General features: G+C 58.5%; 18 protein-coding genes. 3 read left to right on the forward strand and 15 right to left on the reverse strand.

The annotated features are described in order from the left end of the window. Positions 1–107: 107 nt before the first annotated feature. From ACQQ2Q_RS13615 to ACQQ2Q_RS13645, 7 genes are all read right to left on the reverse strand, one after another. Positions 108–1,400 (reverse strand): CynX/NimT family MFS transporter, encoded by a 1,293-nt coding sequence (locus ACQQ2Q_RS13615; RefSeq protein ID WP_428187641.1) that lies wholly within the window; start codon positions 1,398–1,400, stop codon positions 108–110. Positions 1,401–1,582: 182 nt separating this feature from the next. After that, complete coding sequence (locus ACQQ2Q_RS13620; RefSeq protein WP_428187642.1) at positions 1,583–2,866, reverse strand: L-fuconate dehydratase; 1,284 nt, start codon at positions 2,864–2,866, stop codon at positions 1,583–1,585. A gap of 22 nt (positions 2,867–2,888) precedes the next feature. After that, a complete protein-coding gene (locus ACQQ2Q_RS13625; RefSeq protein WP_428187643.1) occupies positions 2,889–3,731 on the reverse strand; it encodes a fumarylacetoacetate hydrolase family protein in 843 nt (280 codons plus the stop codon). A 21-nt stretch (positions 3,732–3,752) separates the two neighbouring features. Then, positions 3,753–4,493 (reverse strand): SDR family oxidoreductase, encoded by a 741-nt coding sequence (locus tag ACQQ2Q_RS13630; RefSeq protein ID WP_428187644.1) that lies wholly within the window; start codon positions 4,491–4,493, stop codon positions 3,753–3,755. A gap of 143 nt (positions 4,494–4,636) precedes the next feature. Then, positions 4,637–5,707: a Gfo/Idh/MocA family protein gene (locus ACQQ2Q_RS13635; protein ID WP_428187645.1), complete on the reverse strand. Its 1,071-nt coding sequence runs from the start codon at positions 5,705–5,707 to the stop codon at positions 4,637–4,639. A 57-nt stretch (positions 5,708–5,764) separates the two neighbouring features. Then, positions 5,765–6,094 carry an L-rhamnose mutarotase gene (locus ACQQ2Q_RS13640; protein ID WP_428187646.1) on the reverse strand — a complete coding sequence of 110 codons (330 nt, stop codon included), beginning with the start codon at positions 6,092–6,094 and terminating at the stop codon, positions 5,765–5,767. 11 nt (positions 6,095–6,105) lie between these two features. Beyond that, on the reverse strand, positions 6,106–7,215 hold the full coding sequence (locus ACQQ2Q_RS13645; RefSeq protein ID WP_428187647.1) for a mandelate racemase/muconate lactonizing enzyme family protein: 1,110 nt from the start codon (positions 7,213–7,215) through the stop codon (positions 6,106–6,108). Positions 7,216–7,541: 326 nt separating this feature from the next. Between ACQQ2Q_RS13645 and ACQQ2Q_RS13650 the strand changes: the two genes are divergently transcribed. Together ACQQ2Q_RS13650 and ACQQ2Q_RS13655 are read left to right on the forward strand one after the other, a co-directional pair. Beyond that, positions 7,542–8,330 carry an IclR family transcriptional regulator gene (locus tag ACQQ2Q_RS13650; protein WP_428187648.1) on the forward strand — a complete coding sequence of 263 codons (789 nt, stop codon included), beginning with the start codon at positions 7,542–7,544 and terminating at the stop codon, positions 8,328–8,330. A gap of 73 nt (positions 8,331–8,403) precedes the next feature. Then, positions 8,404–9,261 (forward strand): amidohydrolase family protein, encoded by an 858-nt coding sequence (locus ACQQ2Q_RS13655; RefSeq protein ID WP_428187649.1) that lies wholly within the window; start codon positions 8,404–8,406, stop codon positions 9,259–9,261. A 37-nt stretch (positions 9,262–9,298) separates the two neighbouring features. On the opposite strand, the gene ACQQ2Q_RS13660 is transcribed toward ACQQ2Q_RS13655, so the two are convergent. From ACQQ2Q_RS13660 to chvE, 4 genes are all read right to left on the reverse strand, one after another. After that, the gene (locus tag ACQQ2Q_RS13660; protein ID WP_428187650.1) at positions 9,299–10,207 is read right to left on the reverse strand and encodes an SMP-30/gluconolactonase/LRE family protein; all 909 of its coding nucleotides are present in this window, start codon (positions 10,205–10,207) and stop codon (positions 9,299–9,301) included. A gap of 158 nt (positions 10,208–10,365) precedes the next feature. Further along, positions 10,366–11,607 carry a multiple monosaccharide ABC transporter permease gene (gene mmsB / locus ACQQ2Q_RS13665; protein WP_428187651.1) on the reverse strand — a complete coding sequence of 414 codons (1,242 nt, stop codon included), beginning with the start codon at positions 11,605–11,607 and terminating at the stop codon, positions 10,366–10,368. Positions 11,608–11,619: 12 nt separating this feature from the next. After that, entirely contained in the window at positions 11,620–13,137 is a 1,518-nt protein-coding gene (gene mmsA, locus ACQQ2Q_RS13670; protein ID WP_428187652.1) for a multiple monosaccharide ABC transporter ATP-binding protein, read from the reverse strand. Positions 13,138–13,247: 110 nt separating this feature from the next. Then, complete coding sequence (chvE, locus tag ACQQ2Q_RS13675; protein WP_428187653.1) at positions 13,248–14,315, reverse strand: multiple monosaccharide ABC transporter substrate-binding protein; 1,068 nt, start codon at positions 14,313–14,315, stop codon at positions 13,248–13,250. A gap of 172 nt (positions 14,316–14,487) precedes the next feature. Here chvE and ACQQ2Q_RS13680 point away from each other — a divergent pair, with 172 nt between their 5' ends. Further along, complete coding sequence (locus ACQQ2Q_RS13680) at positions 14,488–15,435, forward strand: LysR family transcriptional regulator (RefSeq protein ID WP_428187654.1); 948 nt, start codon at positions 14,488–14,490, stop codon at positions 15,433–15,435. Between the two features lie 14 nt (positions 15,436–15,449). On the opposite strand, the gene ACQQ2Q_RS13685 is transcribed toward ACQQ2Q_RS13680, so the two are convergent. The 4 genes from ACQQ2Q_RS13685 to ACQQ2Q_RS13700 form a co-directional block, all read right to left on the reverse strand. After that, the gene (locus ACQQ2Q_RS13685; protein WP_428187655.1) at positions 15,450–16,367 is read right to left on the reverse strand and encodes a dihydrodipicolinate synthase family protein; all 918 of its coding nucleotides are present in this window, start codon (positions 16,365–16,367) and stop codon (positions 15,450–15,452) included. Between the two features lie 93 nt (positions 16,368–16,460). Further along, positions 16,461–17,399: a Gfo/Idh/MocA family protein gene (locus tag ACQQ2Q_RS13690; RefSeq protein ID WP_428187656.1), complete on the reverse strand. Its 939-nt coding sequence runs from the start codon at positions 17,397–17,399 to the stop codon at positions 16,461–16,463. Further along, positions 17,399–19,141, reverse strand: coding sequence for an L-arabinonate dehydratase (araD, locus tag ACQQ2Q_RS13695; protein ID WP_428187657.1), 1,743 nt, complete (start codon positions 19,139–19,141; stop codon positions 17,399–17,401). Before araD ends, ACQQ2Q_RS13690 begins: the two co-directional genes overlap by 1 nt. Before the next feature lie 87 nt (positions 19,142–19,228). Continuing rightward, positions 19,229–20,011, reverse strand: coding sequence for a FadR/GntR family transcriptional regulator (locus tag ACQQ2Q_RS13700; RefSeq protein ID WP_428187658.1), 783 nt, complete (start codon positions 20,009–20,011; stop codon positions 19,229–19,231). Positions 20,012–20,016: the final 5 nt, after the last annotated feature.

Genomic DNA, 20,016 nt, shown 5'->3' on the forward strand with positions numbered 1-20,016 from the left:
CCGGCGAATTCAGTATGGGTGCCGTTGGCCCACCTCCCGGGCGGGGACGGTAGTTGCAGTTGCTTCGAACTGCAAACGGGAAGATCGGCTTTCAATGGATCTCGTGGCTAATGCTTTCTTTCGGCCTCGATTGACCTGGCATTGACGAAGACCGATTTGCCTGCAAACCAGCCGTTGAATGCCACGCCCGAGCCGAGAAACAGGAAGAGTAAAACGCACCATTCAAACCCGCCGGTCCAGTCGCGGATCAGCCCGACAATCAAGGGGCCGATGGCTGCGAGTATATAGCCAATGCATTGGACCATGCCGGACAGATGCGCCGCCACATGGGAATCACGCGAGCGCAAGACGATCATGGTCATGGCAACCGCAATCAGGCCGCCCTGGCCTATGCCCTGCATGATGGCCCAGAGCCATATCGACCATAGCGGCGCAAACAGCATGCCGATGAGCGCTGTCACGGAAATGATGCATAGCGTGGTGTTGATGAGGCGCTGATCCTTGCCGCGGACAGCAAGGTGCGGAGCAATAAGACAGGCGCCTGCCTGCACCATAACCGAGATTGACACCACAGCACCGGCAGTCACGCCATCGATGCCGCGTGCGCGCAAGATCGGGACCAGCCAACCAAATACGCAATAGGCCAAAGCCGATTGAAGGCCCATGAACAGGGTCACATGCCAGGCGGTACGATCGCGCCAAAGCCCTTCGACCCGGACATTGTTACGACGCGCCTGACCGCCCACGCGCAAAACCTGCGGCAGCCAGATGGCGGCGACGATCAGCGCCGGAAGACCCCAGATTGCCAGCGCGCCAGACAGCGACCCGTCGAGGGCGTGTTCGACCGGAAGCGTAATGCCGGCTGCCGCCGCAGCACCCGCGCACAGCGCCATCGTGTAGAAACCGGTCATCAGCGCGGCATGATGGGGGAAGTCGCGTTTGACCAGACCAGGCAGCAAGACATTGCCAACGGCGATGCAGGCGCCTGCCAGTGCCGTTCCCACATAAAGAAGCGAAAGCGAGTTCATTCCGCGAAGGGCAGTGCCAAGACAGATCAAGAGCATGACGCCGAGCAATGTTCTCTCGGTGCCAAAGCGCTGGGCGAACCGGGGTGCCAGCGGCGAGAACAGGCCAAGGCAAAGGACCGGCAGTGTGGTCAGGATACCTGCGCTGAACGGCGTCAGATCGAAAGCGGTTATAATCTCGGGAAGCAGCGCCGAAGCGCTGGAAAACAGCGGGCGCAGATTGAAGGCGATCAGGACGAGGCTGAGGGCAAGGATGAAACGGGCGATTGGAGTCTGTCTCACCAGTATTCCGGTCGGCGACTTGGCTTCATCGTCGATCCACTGTCTGGAAGCTTCTTCAAAAATTCCACTTGTCGGACTCTCCTGCTCTTTCATGACGATTTCGGGTCGTTGATATTTGTCGGGCTCGGAGCGTCCATTTCGCATTCGCCAACGCATCGGATGCATAAGTGAATAGCCAAGCCGTAGTCGCTGGTAAACCAAGCATTCAAAAAAGAGCCCGCAATCAAGCGGGCCCAGTCTGCGGGGAAAGCGGTTGGAAGGTTGATGGCTAGTGGTCAGGCTTGGCCTTTGAACTCGTATGTCTTGATGGACTCCTCCTTCATCTGGATCGAGAAGCCCGGGAGCGACGGCGGCATATAGGCCGCATTCCGGATTACACAGGGATCGATGAAGTGTTCATGCAGGTGGTCGACGAATTCGATCACGCGACCGTCCTTGGTGCCCGACACCGCGACATAGTCGATCATCGACAAATGCTGCACATATTCGCATAGGCCGACGCCGCCGGCATGAGGCCAGACGGGAAGGCCGTATTTGGCGGCCATCAGCAGAACGGCCAGTACCTCGTTCAGCCCGCCCATGCGGCAGCTGTCTATCTGCACGATGTCGATGGCGCCGCCTGCGATCATCTGCTTGAAGACGATGCGGTTCTGGCACATCTCGCCGGTTGCCACCTTGACCGGCGCGACCGCGTCGCGAATTGCCTTGTGGCCGGCAATGTCATCGGGGCTGGTCGGCTCTTCGATGAAGAAGGGTTTGTAGACCGAAAGCTCCCTGATCCAGTCGATGGCCACACCGACATCCCAGACCTGATTGGCATCGATCATCATATAGCGGTCGTCGCCAATCACTTCGCGGGCGATGCGCAGACGGCGTTTGTCGTCTTCGAGGTCGCGGCCGACTTTCATCTTGATGTGGGTAAAACCCTGGTCGACCGCTTCCTGGCAAAGACGGCGCAGCTTTTCGTCGTCATAGCCAAGCCAGCCAGCCGAGGTCGTGTAGCAGGCATAGCCTTCCCTTTCGAGGATGGCTATGCGCTCCGCCTTGCCGGGCTCGGCTTTCTTCAGGATCGCCAGCGCCTCGTCCGGGGTCAGGGCATCGGTCAGGTAGCGGAAGTCGACAATGGAGACGATTTCTTCCGGGGTCATGTCGGCGACGAGACGCCAGACCGGTTTACCGGCTTCCTTGGCCAGCATGTCCCAGACGGCGTTGACGACGGCACCTATTGCCAGGTGCATGGCACCCTTGTCCGGGCCGATCCAGCGCAACTGGCTGTCACCGGTGATGTGGCGCCAGAAGCGGCCCGGATTTTCCTTGACCCATGCCAGATCGAGCCCCACGACGAGATGCTCCAAAGCCCGGATGGCCGCGCAGCAGATTTCGTTGCCGCGTCCGATGGTGAATGTCAGGCCGTGGCCTTCGATACCGTCCTTGTCGGAGCCCAGAATGACATAGGCAGCCGAATAGTCCGGATCCGGGTTCATCGCATCGGAGCCATCAAGGCTCTGGGAGGTCGGAAAGCGCAGGTCTAGTGCCTGCAGACTTGTGATCTTCGTCATGTTGCTCGCTCTGGCGCGTGGGTTAGCTGTCGGCCCGGAAGGTCTGCTTCTGGGTGCCCAAGCCTTCGATACCGAGTTCGACGACGTCGCCGGCCTTGAGGTAGCGCTGTGGTTTCATGCCCATGCCGACGCCTGGAGGTGTACCGGTGGAGATGACGTCGCCCGGCTGCAGGGACATGAACTGCGATAGATAGGAGACGACATGGGCAATGCCATAGACCATGGTCTTCGACGATCCGTCCTGCATCTTTTCGCCATTGACCGTCAGCCACATGCCCAGGTTCAGCGGATCGGCAATCTCGTCCTTGGTCACCAGCCATGGGCCGATGGGGCCGAACGTGTCGCAGGACTTGCCCTTGGTCCACTGTCCGGCGCGCTCGGTCTGGAAGCCGCGCTCCGAGACGTCATGCGAGACGCAGTAACCGGCGACATAATCCAGAGCGTCAGCTTCAGATACATATTTGGCTGTCTTGCCGATCACGACGCCAAGCTCGACTTCCCAGTCGGTCTTTTCCGAGCCGCGCGGGATCAGCACGTCATCATTCGGTCCGCAAATGGCGGAGGTGGCCTTCATGAAGATCACCGGTTCTGGCGGAACGGTCGCGCCCGTTTCGGCAGCGTGGTCGGAATAGTTGAGGCCGATGCAGATGAACTTACCAGTGCCGGCGACGCAGGCGCCGATGCGGTCTTCGGTCAGTTCTGGCAGCGACTTGGGATCGAGTGCTGCAATCTTTGCCAGACCTTCCGGCGAAATCGCGGTGCCGCCAATATCGTCAACGTGAGCGGAAAGATCGCGGATCTTGCCGTCGGCATCGAGGAGTGCAGGCTTTTCCTGGCCGAGCGGGCCTACGCGCATGAGTTTCATAAGAGTATTCCTTTCGAAGTGTCAGATGGTCCAGCCGCCGTCGATGGCATAGGCTTGGCCGGACGTATAGGTGGCGCCGGCGAGATAGACCGCGAGATCTGCGATCTCTTCCGGTGTGCCAAGACGGCCCATGGGCTGGCGTGCAATGAAGGCTGCGCGGGCGGTGTCATAGTCACCCTGGGCGCGCATGCGTTCCTGCAGCGACGGGCTTTCTACCGTGCCGGGGCAGATTGCGTTGCATCGGATGCCCTGTGTCACATAGTCGGCGGCAACGGATTTGGTGAGGCCGATGACGGCAGCCTTGGTGACGGTATAGGCGCAACGGTTCGGTACGCCCTTGGTGCTGGATGCCACGGATGCCATGTTGATGATCGATCCGTCACCACGGGCGATCATGCCGGGCAGGACCGCGCGAATGGTGCGCATCATGGCGCGAACATTGAGCTCAAAGGCGAAGTCGAGATCCTTGTCGTCCATATCGAGCACGGTGCCGCCGTGGACGACGCCCGCGCAATTGAACAGCACGTCGACGTCGCCGAAGGCCTGTATGACGCTCTGGACTTCGTCGCCGTCCAGGACATTGAGCTTCGCGGTTTGGATCGATGCTGAACCGGCGCCCTCGGCAAGACTTTCCAGCGCTGCCTCGTTGATATCGGTTGCCAGCACGGTTGCGCCGGCTGCGGCAAATGCCAAGGCGCTCGCCTTGCCAATGCCCTGACCGGCGGCAGTCACCACGACTTTCTTCTTCACGAGAGAAGCCATAATGGTATTTCCTCCTGGGTTGTCATGTTGTCAGACCACTAGGGATGACGGACGATAATTTGAATGTGATCGGCCATCCGCACAAGCGCATTTCCGCCAATTTGTGACCTGTTTTCCGCGAATAATACTCTCTGCGACCGTCTTCATGACGGCCGTGCCGCAAGGGGGGTGGCCGGTGCAGCGCTCGATTCGTAAAGCGCTTCGACCAGCGCCATGGTCATCCAGGCGTCCTCGGCAGAAGAGACAAGCTCGCTGTCTTCTCCGTTGGCAAAGCGCTGCAGGTTTGCCATGCGACCGACAAAGGCATCCGGGAACCATGTGCCATTAAGCGGCACGGTGACCCACTCGGATCCGCCTTTGGGGTAAATCTCGAGAATGTCCGGCTCGCCGCGGGGATAGTCCAGGTTGACGCCGAGTTGCACATAGGCTGCACCTTGCGTGCCGGACACGCGGAATTCGCAGGCTTGATGGCGCCGGCCAAACTTGTGGTCGTGATTGATCGACACTGCGCAGCGTACGCGATCACCATAATCCAGGATCGCTGTCGTGCGCGTCTGCGCCACCTCGTGGTTGGGATGACCAATCGATTTCGCATGCACACCCGCCGGATCTCCCAGCACCTGGCGGATCACGTCGAGATAATGGATCGAATGCATGGCGATTTCGATACGCGGCAAGCCTTCGAGAAATGCCCAGAGCGACCAGGGGGTGTCGAGGGCCAGATAAACGTCGAAATCGACGACTTCTCCGAGCATGCCCTTGGCAATCGCGTCCTTCAGCGCCAGCATCATCGGGGCGAAGCGAAGCTGGAAATTGACGGCTGCCTTGAGCTTCTTGTTGCGGCAGGTCGTCAGGATTTCGGTGGCAGCAGCAATATCCGCTCCCATTGGCTTCTGGATCAGAACAGGTGCACCGTCGGGTAGGGCAGATAACACTCTGGCATGGGCCGCGGGGGGAATTGCGAGGTCAAAAACAGCGTCTTTGACGGATACGGCTTCTTCCACTGTTTTGTAGGCAGTCACATCCCACGTGTCTGCCAGTGCTTTGGCCTTATCGAAATCCGGATCATAGAGTCCAGCAATTGGAAATCCGCCTTTTCTGTACGCCGGAAAATGGGCATCGCTGACGATCGAGCCAGCGCCGAAGGTGACGATTGGGCGCGGGCTCGTGGGCAGCGACCAGGCTTGGGTGAGGGTGGTCGGGTCAAAGGTCATTTGGCATCTCGATCATGGGAGCATGGGACCGTCTGGCTTTCCAGACGTCGGATGGAGTCACTCATGGAAAAATACCTCCGGCATCCGAGCCCACCACTCGCCATTCTGGCGCGTCGATAGTGCTTCCTGACAGGGGATACAGACAGACCACCATTCCTGGGTCTTCGGGTCGGCAGCCATCTTTGCCATATCGGCGTCGTAGTCGGTGCCGTGATATTCGAAGAACGAGAAGAGCAGGTTTTCCGGCTCTTTCAGGAAGATCGAATAGTTCTTGATGTTGCAGGCCGAGATCATCGCCAGTACCTCGGGCCACACATCCGCATGCAGTCTCTTATACTCTTCGATTTTTTCCGGCCTTACGCCGATCACCATCCCGATGCGCTGCATCACTTTCTCCCTTAATGAATGTCCCGGTTGAATTCCGGGATCGAGCGTTTTGCAATCGCATCCCAGTCCCACTCGATGCCGAGGCCGGGTGTGGAAGGGGCGAGTGCCATTCCGTTTTCGATCACCAGCCTGGATGTCGTGATGTCGTCGAGTTGCGGAATATATTCGACATATTTGCCGTTCGGTACGGCGCAGGTAAGGCTGACATGCAGCTCCATGAGGAAGTGCGGGCAGATCGGCATATCGAAGGCCTCTGCTGTATGCGCGACCTTCAACCAGGGTGTAATGCCGCCGATGCGACCTGCATCCACCTGCACGATCGAACAGGCACCCTTCTGCATGTATTCGCGGAAGTGGCGGATGGAATAGAGTGATTCGCCGACGGCGACCGGTGTCGAGGTCGAACGGTTCAGACGCACGTGTCCGTCGATATCATCGGCGGCAATCGGCTCCTCCAGCCAAGCCAGATCAAGGTCGCGCAGGCGGTCTGCACGTCGGATGGCCTCGTCTATCGTAAAGCCCTGATTGGCATCGGTCATGATCTCGTAGCCGTCTCCGACAGCCTTGCGCACGGCCGAAAGACGGGCAACGTCATCAGCGCCATGCGGTTTGCCTATCTTGACCTTGGAGCCTTTGAAGCCCTTGGCCTTTGCATCCAGCGCATCCTCGACCAGTGCTTCGGTGGGGATATGAAGCCAGCCGCCCTCGGTGGTGTAGAGCGCGCAGCGATCCCTGGCACCACCGGCCAGTTTCCACAGCGGGATATCTTGCTTGCGGGCGCGCAGGTCCCACAGTGCGTTATCGATGGCCGCCAGCGCAATGGAGGTGATGGCGCCAATGGTGGTTGCATGGGTGGCAAATTCAAGCTCGTGCCAGATGGCCTCTATCTGCTCTGCATCCTTGCCGATCAGGCGCGGCAAGAGGTGATCGGCGAGAAGCCGCATCACCGATGAACCACCGGTGCCGATGGTGTAGCTGTAGCCGGTGCCGGTTGCGCCGTCGCTGTCGGTGATTGTCACAAGCGGCGTTTCCTGGCTGACGAAACTCTGGATCGCGTCGGTGCGGACGACCTTCGGTTTCAGGTCTACCATGCGGATTTCAATGCGCTCGATCTTGGCCATCTCACCTCCCGAATGACGTCACGTCTGCATTCTCACAGACAACGAGATGCCCTGGGCCTTCGCGCATTAGCGCGATGGGGTCGGTATGAAATCCACTGACATTGCAGCGGGGGTGCTGCTGGCTGAGCGAGCTCACGACAATAGGCCGGCTGTGACGCCGGTCATCAAGCGGTTCATGATTTCCTCCCAAATCACTATGCACTGGCCTCATGAAGGAGGCGAGTATTCATATACAAACTCTTTATTCATTTGTCGTCAAGCTCAGGTTGATGAGAGACCCGAGTTCTGCGTATATGAAGCAGATTATTCACTGAAGGACATCTCCCTTGACGGATGATGACAACGACCGCTACCGCGCCCCAGCACTGGACAAGGGGCTGGATATTCTGGAGCTTCTGGCGGCTGTCGACGGCGGGCTGACGCAGGCGGAGATCGCCAAGCGGCTTGATCGCAGTCCGAATGAATTTTACCGCATGCTCGACCGGCTTGTCCGACGCGGCTATGTCACCCGTATCGATGGCGACCGTTTTACTTTGACGCTAAAGCTCTTCGGCCTTGCACAACTCCATGCGCCGGTGCGCAGACTGGTGTCCTTTGCTGTGCCGTTGATGCGGGATCTGGCTGAAGCCTCTCGCCAGGCCAATCAGCTTTGTGTCTTTGATCGCGGTTATCCGGTTGTCATTGCCCAGCAGGAGGCGCCCGGATACTGGGGCATTTCCATCCGCGTCGGCTCGCGCATCAGCCTTTTCGATACCGGGTCGGGACATGTTCTGCTTGCATTCCGTTCCAGGGAAGAGCGGGAGATGATGATTGCCGAAAACCTGGGAGACAGCGGCGATCAGCACCATATCACGCCCGAATTTATTGCCCGTCTCGATCAGATCCGCGAACGCGGATACGAGATGATGCCGAGTGCGCAGACGGCGGGTGTGATCAATCTGTCTGCGCCTGTTCTGGGAGCCGATGGCAAGGCGGTTGCCGCTGTGACCGTGCCCTATATCACCTTGATCAATTCACCTGGCGCACCGGACATCACCACAGCGATCCAGCTGGTTACCCAGACCACACGCAAGCTGTCAGAAATGACCGGATCGAATTTCGGTACGAATGTATGACGAAGACGACGTCAGTTCGTATTTGAATAGCTGATTTTTCTGTGGCAGTTTCGCCGCGCTTGGAGGAAGCCGCATGATTATCGATACCCATCTTCACCTCATCTACCGCGACCGTCTGTCCTACCCCTGGCTCGCGGATGTGCAGCCGCTTGATGCGGATTTCACCTATGACATCTATCATCGGGAGGCGCGGCGGCTGGGTGTCGCCGCAGCGCTGCACATGGAGGTGGATGTCGCACCCGAACAGATCGAGGCCGAGACTGTGGTGATCGGCGGGATTGCCGGTGAAGATGGAGGCCTGTTGCGCGGTGCCATTGCTGCGTGTCGTCCTGAAGAGGATGGATTTGCCGACTACCTGCTTCGACAGCAGGCCAACCCTTTCATCAAAGGGTTCCGCCGCGTTCTGCATGTGATGCCCGACGACCTGTCGGAAGGCGCGCTTTTTCGTGAGAACATCAAACGTCTCGCCGGTACCGGACTAACCTTCGACCTTTGCGTCAAACCACATCAGCTGGACAAGGCAATTGCTCTTATCGATCTGGCGCCGGATGTGTCCTTCATCCTCGATCATTGCGGCGTACCGGATATAAAGAGTGGCGCTTTCGATGTCTGGAAGAAACCCGTCGCGGAAATTGCACAGCGTAAGAACGTGACGGTAAAGCTCTCGGGCATTGCAGCCTATGGCGCGGATGACTGGACGCTGGAAGATCTCAAACCTTACTTCTCCCACGTCACAGAAAGCTTCGGCTTTGACCGCATGGTCTGGGGCAGCGACTGGCCGGTGTGCACACTCGGCGGCGGGCTTTCCACATGGATCGGCGCCACCCACGCGCTTCTCTCTGGTGTCAGTCTTGAGGACAAGGCTTGCGTGCTCTCCGGCAACGCCATGCGCATCTGGAAATTGCCAAAAGAGATCAAGGCCGCGTCTTGATCGCGGCCTTTGGCGCTTACAGAATGTGCCTTCGCAATTAGGCTCGGGCTTCCTGCAAAAGCTTGAAGCTGGAATCGGCAAGTCCCTTGAAGCCGCCGTCGATCATATAAGTGAAGCCGGCACCTGGATCTGCTGCGCGTTGCGCATCGCTGTAGCCCTGCCATGCGCTCGTCACCAGCATCTTGTCCAGTTTCTTGCCGACGAAGCAGGGGCAGCTTGTCTGGGCTGCCTGCAATTCGTAAGTGCCGACAAGACTTCCGTCCGGTGCAAATCCGGATACCGAGCCACCACCCCAGGCAGCATTCCAAAGCACTCCATTTGCGTCGACGACCGAGCCATCGTAATGCCCACCGAGCGGCAGGCTGGGTTCCTGCAGGAATATCTCCGGCTCTCCGATCGGCATGCCGGTCTGCGGATCGAGCGGAATGCGCCAGACGGTGTTGATCGCGGTGTCTGAATAGTAGCCTGTTCGGCCATCGGGGGAGAAGCAGATGGAATTGGGAATGGTGACCTTGCGCACGATCGGCTTCAGATCCTGCCCATCGAAGATATAGATGGTGCCAGCCTGCCATTCGGCATTCTTTCCCATGGTCCCGATCCACAACTTGCCGGACGGGTGGACGCGCCCGTCATTGGAGCGATTGCCAGGATTGTCTGCTTCCATGGGCGTCAGCAACGACAGGGCGCCGGTTGACCGCATACGAAGATAGATGCCGTCTTCTGCAGCCATCAACTGACGGTCGTCATCGACGCGCGCAAGGACAGACGCCATGACCGGCAGATCGTGGGAAATTATCTCTCCGGTTTCGAAACGGTGCTCCCACAGCGTCTTGCCGGTAATGTCGAACCAGAAAGCCGTGTCTGTCGAGACGTCATAGGACGGCCCTTCGCCAAGGTGGCAGGGCGGGGCCGGCAGCTTGTGTGTATTGGCGGTGATGATGGTCACGATGTCTCTCCTCCCGCAGGCTGAGTTGGCGCCCAGACTGCAAACACTTCGTGCTTCGTCTCCGGCATTCCCGTCTTAGCGCAGCCTGCTTATTAGTATGTATGCTGCGCGTCAACGGGAGCCGTCTTTTGTTCGCTCCTTCGTATGGGATAGGCGCGTTATCTTTGCTTGTTCTTGTTGTAGACGTCGAAGATGACGGCTGCGAGCAGAACCAGGCCCTTGATCATCTGCTGGTAGTCGATACCGATGCCCATGATCGACATGCCGTTGTTCAGCACGCCCATGAGGAATGCACCGACGACGGCGCCGATGATTGTGCCGACGCCACCGGACATCGAAGCGCCGCCGATGAAGACGGCCGCGATTACGTCGAGTTCGAGCGCAAAGCCCGCTTTCGGTGTTGCCGTGTTCAAGCGCGCTGCGAAGACCAGGCCTGCCGCTGCGGCCAGCACGCCCATATTGGCGAAGGCAAGGAATGTCAGCCGTTCGGTCTTGATGCCGGACAGCTTGGCTGCCTTTTCGTTGCCGCCAAGCGCGTAGACGCGGCGACCGATCACGGTGCTGGAGGTGATGAAGGCATAAATGACCGTCAGCACGCCCATGGTGATCAGAACGTTCGGCAAACCGCGGAATGTCGACAGCTTATAGGTGATGAAGATCAGGGCCGCTGCGACGATCAGGTTGCGGGCGACGAAGAAAACGCCGGGTTCATCCTCGATGCCATATGCCTTGTTGCGGGAACGCTGGCGCATGCCCATCCACAAAATGGTGGCGGCGGTGACGACACCGGCTGCGAGCGCCAGCACATTGACCTTGCGGGCGTCGAACACCTCGGCCAGTGCCGCGCCAATGCCAGCAGGAAAGATGTCGGGAACGAAGCCGTTCGCCAGAAGCTGGAATTCGCTTGGGAAGGGGCCGACGGACTGGCCCGCCAGCAGCCATAGCGACAAACCGCGGAAGACAAGCATGCCGGCAAGCGTGACGATGAAAGAGGGGATGCGCCAATAGGCCACCCAATAGCCCTGGGCGGCACCAATAACACCGCCGACGACAAGGCAGACCACGATGGTGAGCAGGACCGGCAAATGGTAATTGACGATCATGACCGCTGCGAGCGCGCCGACAAAACCCATCACAGAACCGACCGAAAGGTCGATATTGCCCGACACGATGACGATCAACATGCCGAGCGCCATGATGATGATGTAGCTGTTCTGCAGCAGCAGATTGGTCACGTTGACGGCACGCAACAGCGTGCCATCTGTGACTATCTGGAAGAACACCATAATGACAATCAGTGCCAGCAGAAGCCCGTATTCACGCAAGTGAGAGGCGAGATAGGCACCAATCCCTTCGCGCGGTGTTTCTGCTGCTGAGTTCTTACTCGTACCGAGTTCCATCGCCGCTATTCCTTATTCGTTGACGATGAGAGACATGATGCGCTCCTGACTGGCCTCTTTGGCTGTCAGTTCTCCAACTAGCGCACCCTCGCTCATGACGTAAATTCGATCGCACATGCCCAGCAGTTCGGGCATCTCCGATGAGATCACGACCACGCCTTTGCCCTGCGCGGCCAGATCATTGATGATGGTGTAGATTTCATATTTCGCGCCGACATCGATGCCGCGCGTCGGTTCGTCAAGGATCAGTACCTCCGGCGATGTGAAAAGCCACTTTGCCAGCACAACCTTCTGCTGATTGCCGCCGGACAGATTGACGACCTTCTGGAAGACCGACGGCGTGCGGGTGGCCAGTGCCTCGCGATACTGTTCGGCGATCCGGGTTTCCTCGTTGCGGTTCAGCACGCCGTTGGACGATACGTCTTCCAGATTGGCGAGCGTGGTGTTGAAGCGAATGTCTTCGTCCAGCACGAGGCCCAGAGACTTGCGATCCTCCGTGACGTAGGAAATACCGGCCTTGATGGCGCGGTCGACAGTGGAGACATCGATCGGTTGTCCCTTGAGCTTCACTTCGCCGGAGATGTTGCGGCCGTAGGACTTGCCGAAAATCGACATGGCCAGCTCGGTGCGGCCGGAACCCATCAAGCCTGCGATGCCCACGACTTCGCCGGCGCGGACATTGAAGGAGGCATTCTTGATGACTTGCCGGTCGCTGTGCTCCGGATGCCAGGCATTCCAGTTGTTGACTTCGAGAAGCACTTCGGCCGGCACTCGGTTGTGCTCGGGAAAACGGTTGGTCATGTCGCGACCGACCATGTCGTGGACAATCTTGTCTTCGCTGAGCCCTGCCTTCGCATCCAGTGTGGAGACACTCGAACCGTCACGAATGATGGTCACGGTATCGGCCACGTAGCGCACTTCATTGAGCTTGTGGGAAATGATGATGGAGGTAACGCCCTGCGCCTTGAGCTCGAGCATCAGGTCCAGCAGTTTGCGGCTGTCGTTTTCCTGCAGCGAGGCTGTCGGCTCATCCAGGATGAGAAGCTTCACGTCTTTGGAAAGCGCCTTGGCAATTTCCACGAGCTGCTGTTTGCCGACGCCGATCTTTTCGACGACGGTGGTCGGTGGCTCTCTCAGACCAACCTTGGCCAGCAGGTCTTCCGCGCGCTGGTTGGTCTCGTGCCAGTCAATTACACCCTTGCCGGCCCGTTCATTGCCGAGAAATATGTTTTCGGCGATGGAAAGCTGCGGCACAAGGGCCAGTTCCTGGTGAATGATGATGATGCCGCGATCTTCGCTGTCGCGAATGTTGCGGAACTGCGCTAGTGCGCCGTCGTAGAAGATCTCGCCGTCATAACTTCCGGCGGGATAAACGCCGGACAGGACCTTCATCAATGTCGATTTGCCTGCGCCGTTTTCGCCGCAAATCGCATGGATTTCGCCTTCTTCGACTTTGAGGTTCACCTGATTCAGGGCTTTGACACCCGGAAATTCCTTGGTGATCTGCCGCATTTCGAGAAGAGTGGCCATCTTGTTGCTCTGACATATTCTGTTTTGTGAAAATGGCGTGGCCGGGTCGTGACCGGGCATGGCGCTCTCGCCGGGCGTGCCGGCGAGAGGCTTGTGTCAGATGTCCAGACTTATTGGACCTGATCCTTGGTGTAGTAACCGCTGTCGATCAGGATCTTTTCCCAGTTGCTCTTGTCGACCGAAACCGGCTCGAGCAGGTAGGATGGGACAACCTTGACGCCGTTGTCGTAGGTCTTGGTGTCGTTGATCTCAGGCTCGGTGCCTTCCAGCAGAGCATTGACCATGCCGACGGTGACGCGAGCAAGTTCGCGCGTGTCCTTGAAGACCGTGGAATACTGTTCGCCAGCCAGGATCGACTTGACCGAAGGTACTTCTGCGTCCTGACCGGTGACGATCGGCATTTTCATGTCGCCGGAACCATAACCTACGCCCTTGAGCGAAGACAGGATGCCGATGGACAGGCCGTCATAAGGAGACAGCACGCCGTGGACCTGCTTGTTGGTATAGTTGGCCGAAAGCAGGTTATCCATGCGGGCCTGGGCGACTGCGCCGTCCCAGCGAAGCGTACCGACCTTGTCCATGCCAACCTGACCGGACTGGATGACGATGTCGCCGGAGTCGATCATCGGCTGGAGAACGCTCATGGCGCCGTTGTAGAAGAAGAAGGCATTGTTGTCGTCCGGCGAACCGCCGAAGAGTTCAACATTCCATGGCTTCTGGTCGGGGAAACGTTCTTTCAGACCAGAGACCAGCGAGGATGCCTGCTGTACGCCAACCTTGAAGTTGTCGAATGTGGCGTAGTAGTCAACGTTGCCGCTGTCGCGGATCAGGCGGTCATAGGCAATGACCTTGATGCCGGCGGCGGCAGCATTTTCCAGAGCGTTGGACAGTGTCGTGCCGTCGATTGCGGCGATAACCAGAACGTCTGCACCCTTGGTGATCATGTTTTCGATCTGGGCGAGCTGGTTAGGGATATCGTCTTCGGCATACTGAAGGTCGGTCGTATAGCCGGCAGCCTTGAACTGTTCGACCATCGAATTGCCGTCTGAAATCCAGCGAGCCGATGATTTGGTCGGCATTGCAATGCCGACGGATCCCTTGTCCTGCGCGTAGGCCGGCGCAGACAGAAGCCCCGCGCCGAGCGCAAGCGAGGCCAGTACGGAAATCAAATTCCTCATTGAGTAACTCCTCCCGAGTTAGCAAATTGCACCTGCCGGTCTCCCTCCGGACAACCCAGGTGCTAACAACTGTGGATCCGTTAATGATCCTGCCGCAACGTTAAATAGGGTTGGACTTGCATTTCAATTGTTTTGATTGACAATATGCATACCAAAATTGGTAAGCTCTTATATGCAAAATCTATCTAGTAGACTACAAATTCGTGATTTACGCCTCATCCAGGCGATCCATGACAGTGGGCAGTTGGCAATGGCGGCGGAACAGTTGGCCATGACCCAACCGGCCGCATCGCGGCTTTTGGCTTCGATTGAACGCACGGTGGGTTCCCCACTTTTTGTGCGCCATCCGAAAGGCATGATCGCCACCGCGATGGGTGAGGTACTCTCCCGCGGAGCGGATAACCTTCTGAATACACTAGAAGAATCTCTGCGTGAGGCGCATGCGGTGGAACTTGGACGCGCGGGCACTGCTCGCGTCGGCGCGGTTACCGGCGGTGCGGTCGCATTTGTGGTGCCGGCAATCCAGCAACTTAAAAAGACCGCAGCCCTGTCCGATATTCATATCGATGTGGCGCCGAGTGACGTGTTGATCGACGGTTTGCTGCGCGGCCAATATGACTTCGTGTTGTCACGCATACCCTCGGGTATTGACGCACGCCTTTTCACGGTTCGGAGGGGCCGGGTTGAGATTTTGGAGTTTCTGGTTCGCAAAGACCATCCGCTCGCCAGCCAGCAGAAGGTGCCGCTCGCAGCGCTGACGGCGCATGAGTGGCTTATCCAACCTCGTCAGTCGCCAATGCGCCAGGCCGTCGACGAAGCCTTTATGGCACGGCAGATCCCGCTGCCCCAAGAGATCGTCAACACGACCTCGCTCCTGGTGATGATATCTTATCTGACATCGACGGATGCGATCGCGCCGATCACTCGTGAAGTGGCCGACCTTTTGCGCTCTGGCAAGATCGATTGCGGTCTTGTTTCTCTGGATGTCGATGATCAGATCATCGTCAATCCGTATCACTTGATCACCCGTCGGAACCAGGCGCTGGGGCCGCTCGCTGTTCAGCTTCGCGACCTGGTGTTTCAGCGTCTGGCCGGGGAGGTGAGTGAACCCGGGCTATAACGTCGCGTCGGGTCTTACTTGCCCCACTTCAACGCGATGAGATCGAGTTCGCGCGACAGGTCCAGCAGGCGTGTCTTGGTACGCTCGGACATTGGCTTCAGCGGATGGCGAACATAATCGCTCTTGATGACGCCACCTTCCTTGAACACCGTCTTGCAGGCCCGTAGGCCGCACTGACGGTTTTCGTGGTTGATCAGCGGCAGGCAGAGCTTCCACTGTTCGAGAGCACCAGCCACATCGCCTGAGCGGTATTTCGTGACGATTGGGCGGATCTTTTCGCATTGCAGGCCGGAGGTCATGGTGCCGGTCGCGCCGGCGTCGAGATCGGCAAGAAGGGTGACCGCTTCCTCGCCGTCGAACGGGCCGATGATATCGGGGCCGCCGGCTTCGATGAGAGCCGCCAGCTTGTCGGCGGCGAATGGCATTTCCAGCTTGAAGTAGCTGACGTTCTCGATTTCCTTGGCCATGCGGGTAAGGAGTGGTACCGGGAGCTGAACGCCGGAGAGAGGCGCATCCTGTACCATGATCGGGATGGAGATGGCATTGCTGACCATCTGAAAATGTTCGAAGACGCCTGCTTCTGCCGGTGCAATGCCAACGCCATGATAGGGTGGCATCATCATGACCATGGAGGCGCCGAGGCTTTGGGCAGCCTTTGCGCGCTCAACGACAATGTTCGTGGCGAAGTGACTGATGGTGACAATGACCGGAACTCGGCCGGCGACATGCTCCAAGCTGACGCGCATCATCGTTGCGCGCTCTTCGTCGGACAACACGAACTGTTCGGAATAGTTGGCGAGGATGCAGATGGCATCCACGCCCTGGTCGATCATGCAATCGAGGACGCGGCGCATGCCGTCTTCGTCGACGCGACCGTCATCAAGGAATGGCGTCGGGGCAACGGGAAGGATGCCTGTCAGCGGCGTTTTCATAAGGATATCTCCTGTAATCATCGTGATGCTATGCCGGTATTATCCGGCGAACGGGGTTCCTGGTCGTTTAGACGACCAGGACAGTGTCTGGATTCACCAGTCGAAAGCAGCGACCAGCCTGCGCTCGCCGCGAGAAAAGGCATCTGAGACATGGAAGAGCGGGCGCAGATCCATGTCTATGCCACCAGCATTCACCAGATCGGCAAACTGCTTGTAGAGACGTGGATATTCGCCGCTTAACGGCGCATCCTCTGTGGTGCCCTGTTCCTTGCCATCAATTGTCATACGGGCGCCGCCGTCCAGCAGCTTCAGCGTGCCATCGGCGGTCTCGACCTCAATGGTCCAGGTTTGCTCGCCTTCCTGACGCCAATCGAATTCCGCAGTCACGCTCTCAGCCCCTTCATAGAAGAAGCGAAGCGATGCTGCGATCGGGGTCTGGCGGTTTTCCGGAACTTCCAGAACAGCCTCTGACACATGCATCGGACCGGGAAGGATCTCGGTCAGGATCGACAGCGCATTGATGCCGGGATCGAAGACACCAAGCCCGCCGGGCTCGAATATCCATTCCTGTCCCGGGTGCCATCTGCGCACATCCTCTTTCCAGATGGTCGTAACACGGCTGATCTTTCGTTTGGCGAGCCACGCCTTTGCGGCCGCTACCCGGTCAGCTTCGCGCGAATGCCAGGTGGCAAACAGCGAAAGACCGGCTGCACGGGCGATGTCTGTCAGTGCATTGCATTCCGCAATTGTCGCGCCCGGTGGCTTTTCCAGCATGACATGGCGCCCGGCTTTCAATGCCTTGACGGCATATTCGTAACGCGGCACCGGCGGCAGGCATAAAGAGACGCAATCGACCTCGGGACGGGCGGCCAGCATGGCGTCGATGTCGGTGAAGGCTTCCACCCCATCGACATCGCCATTGCGCGATACTGTTGCAGCCAATTGCCAATCAGAGGACGCGGCAATCGAAGGAATGTGCTGGTCGACGGCAATCTTGCCAATGCCGACCAGCGCGATCTTGCGTTCCGTCATCAGTGCGAATCCTTGCCTACGGCGCTACCGCGGCCTCCTTTGAGGAAGTCGAGGTCGGCACCGGTATCGGCACCGCCAACGAATTGCTGATGCAGCCATTCATAACCGGAGGGAGCCTGATCGTGGTTGGGCTTCCAGGCGGCAAGACGGGCTGCCAGCTCTTCTTCGGAGATGTCGAGATGCAAACGGCGTCCAGCGACATCGAGCTCGATCATGTCGCCATTGCGCACTACCGCCAGCGGTCCGCCAACAGCGGCTTCCGGCGAGGTGTGCAGAACGACGGTGCCGTAGGCCGTGCCGGACATGCGGGCATCGGAAATCCTCACCATATCGGTTATGCCCTTTTTCAGCACCTTGGGCGGAAGGCCCATATTGCCGACTTCGGCCATGCCCGGATACCCCTTGGGACCACAGTTCTTCAAGACCATGATGCAGGTCTCGTCGATGTCGAGATTGTCGTCGTTGATCTTGGCCTTGTAGTCGTCGATGTCTTCGAAGACGACGGCGCGGCCACGATGCTGCAACAGATGAGGGCTGGCCGCCGATGGCTTCAGCACCGCGCCGTTGGGGGCAAGGTTACCCTTGACCACGGCAATGCCGCCCTGCTGCGTCAACGCCTTTTCAAGCGGCAGAATGACGTCTTCGTTGTGGTTGGTGACGTTCTTTACTTCTTCCCAGATGCTGTCGCCCGAAACCGTGATGCTGTCTTTGTGTAGCTGACCTGCTTCGCCAAGGCGCTTGAGGACGACTGGCAGACCGCCTGCGTAGAAGAATTCTTCCATCAGATATTTGCCCGATGGCATCAGGTTGACGATGGTGGCAACGTCGCGACCGCAACGGTCCCAGTCGTCAAGGCTGAGGTCGATCTTGAGACGGCCTGCGATTGCCAGGAGATGAACAACAGCATTGGTCGAGCCGCCGATGGCACCGTTGGTGCGGATGGCGTTTTCGAAAGCCTGTTTCGTCATGATATCGGACGGCTTGAGGTCATCCTTGACCATCTGCACGATGCGGCGACCGGACAGTTGTGCGATCACGCGACGACGGCTGTCGACGGCGGGAATAGCGGCGTTGCCGGACAATGCCATGCCGAGCGCTTCAGCCATGGAGGCCATGGTGGAGGCCGTGCCCATCGTGTTGCAAGTGCCGGAACTACGCGACATCGACTGCTCTGCCTCGAGGAATTCTTCCTGAGACATCTCGCCTGCCTTTACGGCTTCGGAGAATTTCCACAAATGGGTGCCGGAACCAACACGTTCGCCACGGAAATATCCGTTCAGCATAGGACCGCCGGTGACGACGATGGACGGAATATCTGTCGACGCTGCTCCCATGAGAAGGGAAGGGGTGGTCTTGTCGCAACCGACCAGCAGAACGGCGCCGTCGATCGGCTGCCCGCGCATGGCTTCTTCAACAGCCATGGCCGCCAGGTTGCGATACATCATCGCGGTCGGGCGGAAGGTGTTTTCCGATGCGGAGAACACAGGTACTTCAACCGGAAAACCACCGCCTTCCCAGATGCCGGCCTTTACCTTCTCGGCCAGTTCGCGCAAATGGCCGTTACACGGGGTCAGGTCGGACCAGGTGTTCATGATGCCAATGACGGGGCGACCGTCGAAGAGATCGTTCGGGTAACCCTGGTTCTTCAACCAGCCACGGTGGTAGATGGTGTCACGCGACGTGCCGCCATACCATTCCTGCGATCTCAATTTCCGCGGCCACTCGGCGGGCTTGAAACTCATTGTCGTTCCTCACTTGATCTGGCCAACCGCTCCGGACAGCCAATATGCCATATGTTGCGAGAGGTAACCCCTTGGGCGGGCGACCTCTCATCCTTGTTTTGAGAGAGCTTCGTCGACGTCCTTGATCGAATCGTCGAGAAGTTTCTCCATCTGCTGGCGAGCCAAGGTCGCATCCTGCTTCCTGATCGCCGCTAGAACTTCTCCATGTTGCTTGAGGCGCTCGTCCTTGATGACGGCGTTTTCCGCGCCGCGCCAGCTCAGTTTGAACGTGCTGAGCATGGCTGCATGAATAAGCGCGCTGAAGGCGCCAATAAAATGGTTTTGCGTTGCGAAGAGAATTTCGAGGTGAAAGCGGAGGTCGGCCTCCACCAGTTCGGTTTCCACCAGAGCGGTCGCTTGCATGTCTTTATAAGCTTCGGCAATCCGGCGCAGCTCCGCTTCGCTTCGCTTTTCGGCAGCCGTTGCAGCAACTGCCGGCTCGACCATGCGGCGTAACGCAAACAGATCCCGCGCGATCTCCAGCGATGGTTTGGTCTGAAGATGCCAGGCCAGAACCTCAGGGTCGAGCATATTCCAGAAAGCGGACGGCCGCACTGTGGTGCCGACTTTCGGGCGGGCCTGGATCATGCCCTTGGCGGCGAGCTTGCTATAGGCTTCACGCAAGGCCGTTCGAGATACCGAATAGCGCTTCAGCATAGAAGGCTCGTCGGGCAAACGCATATCGGGCTGGAAACCGCCGCTGACGATTTCCCGCCCGATCTGGTGGACAATATTGTACGAACTCCCGCCGTCGGCAATCAGCGAGGCGCGCTCGGCGGCACCGAGAACCGTCACATCGGATCGGTCGGGGTTCGCAACTGGGTCTGTCATCCGTG

It is taken from the genome of Agrobacterium sp. ES01 (assembly GCF_050320885.1).
Lineage (GTDB): Bacteria > Pseudomonadota > Alphaproteobacteria > Rhizobiales > Rhizobiaceae > Allorhizobium.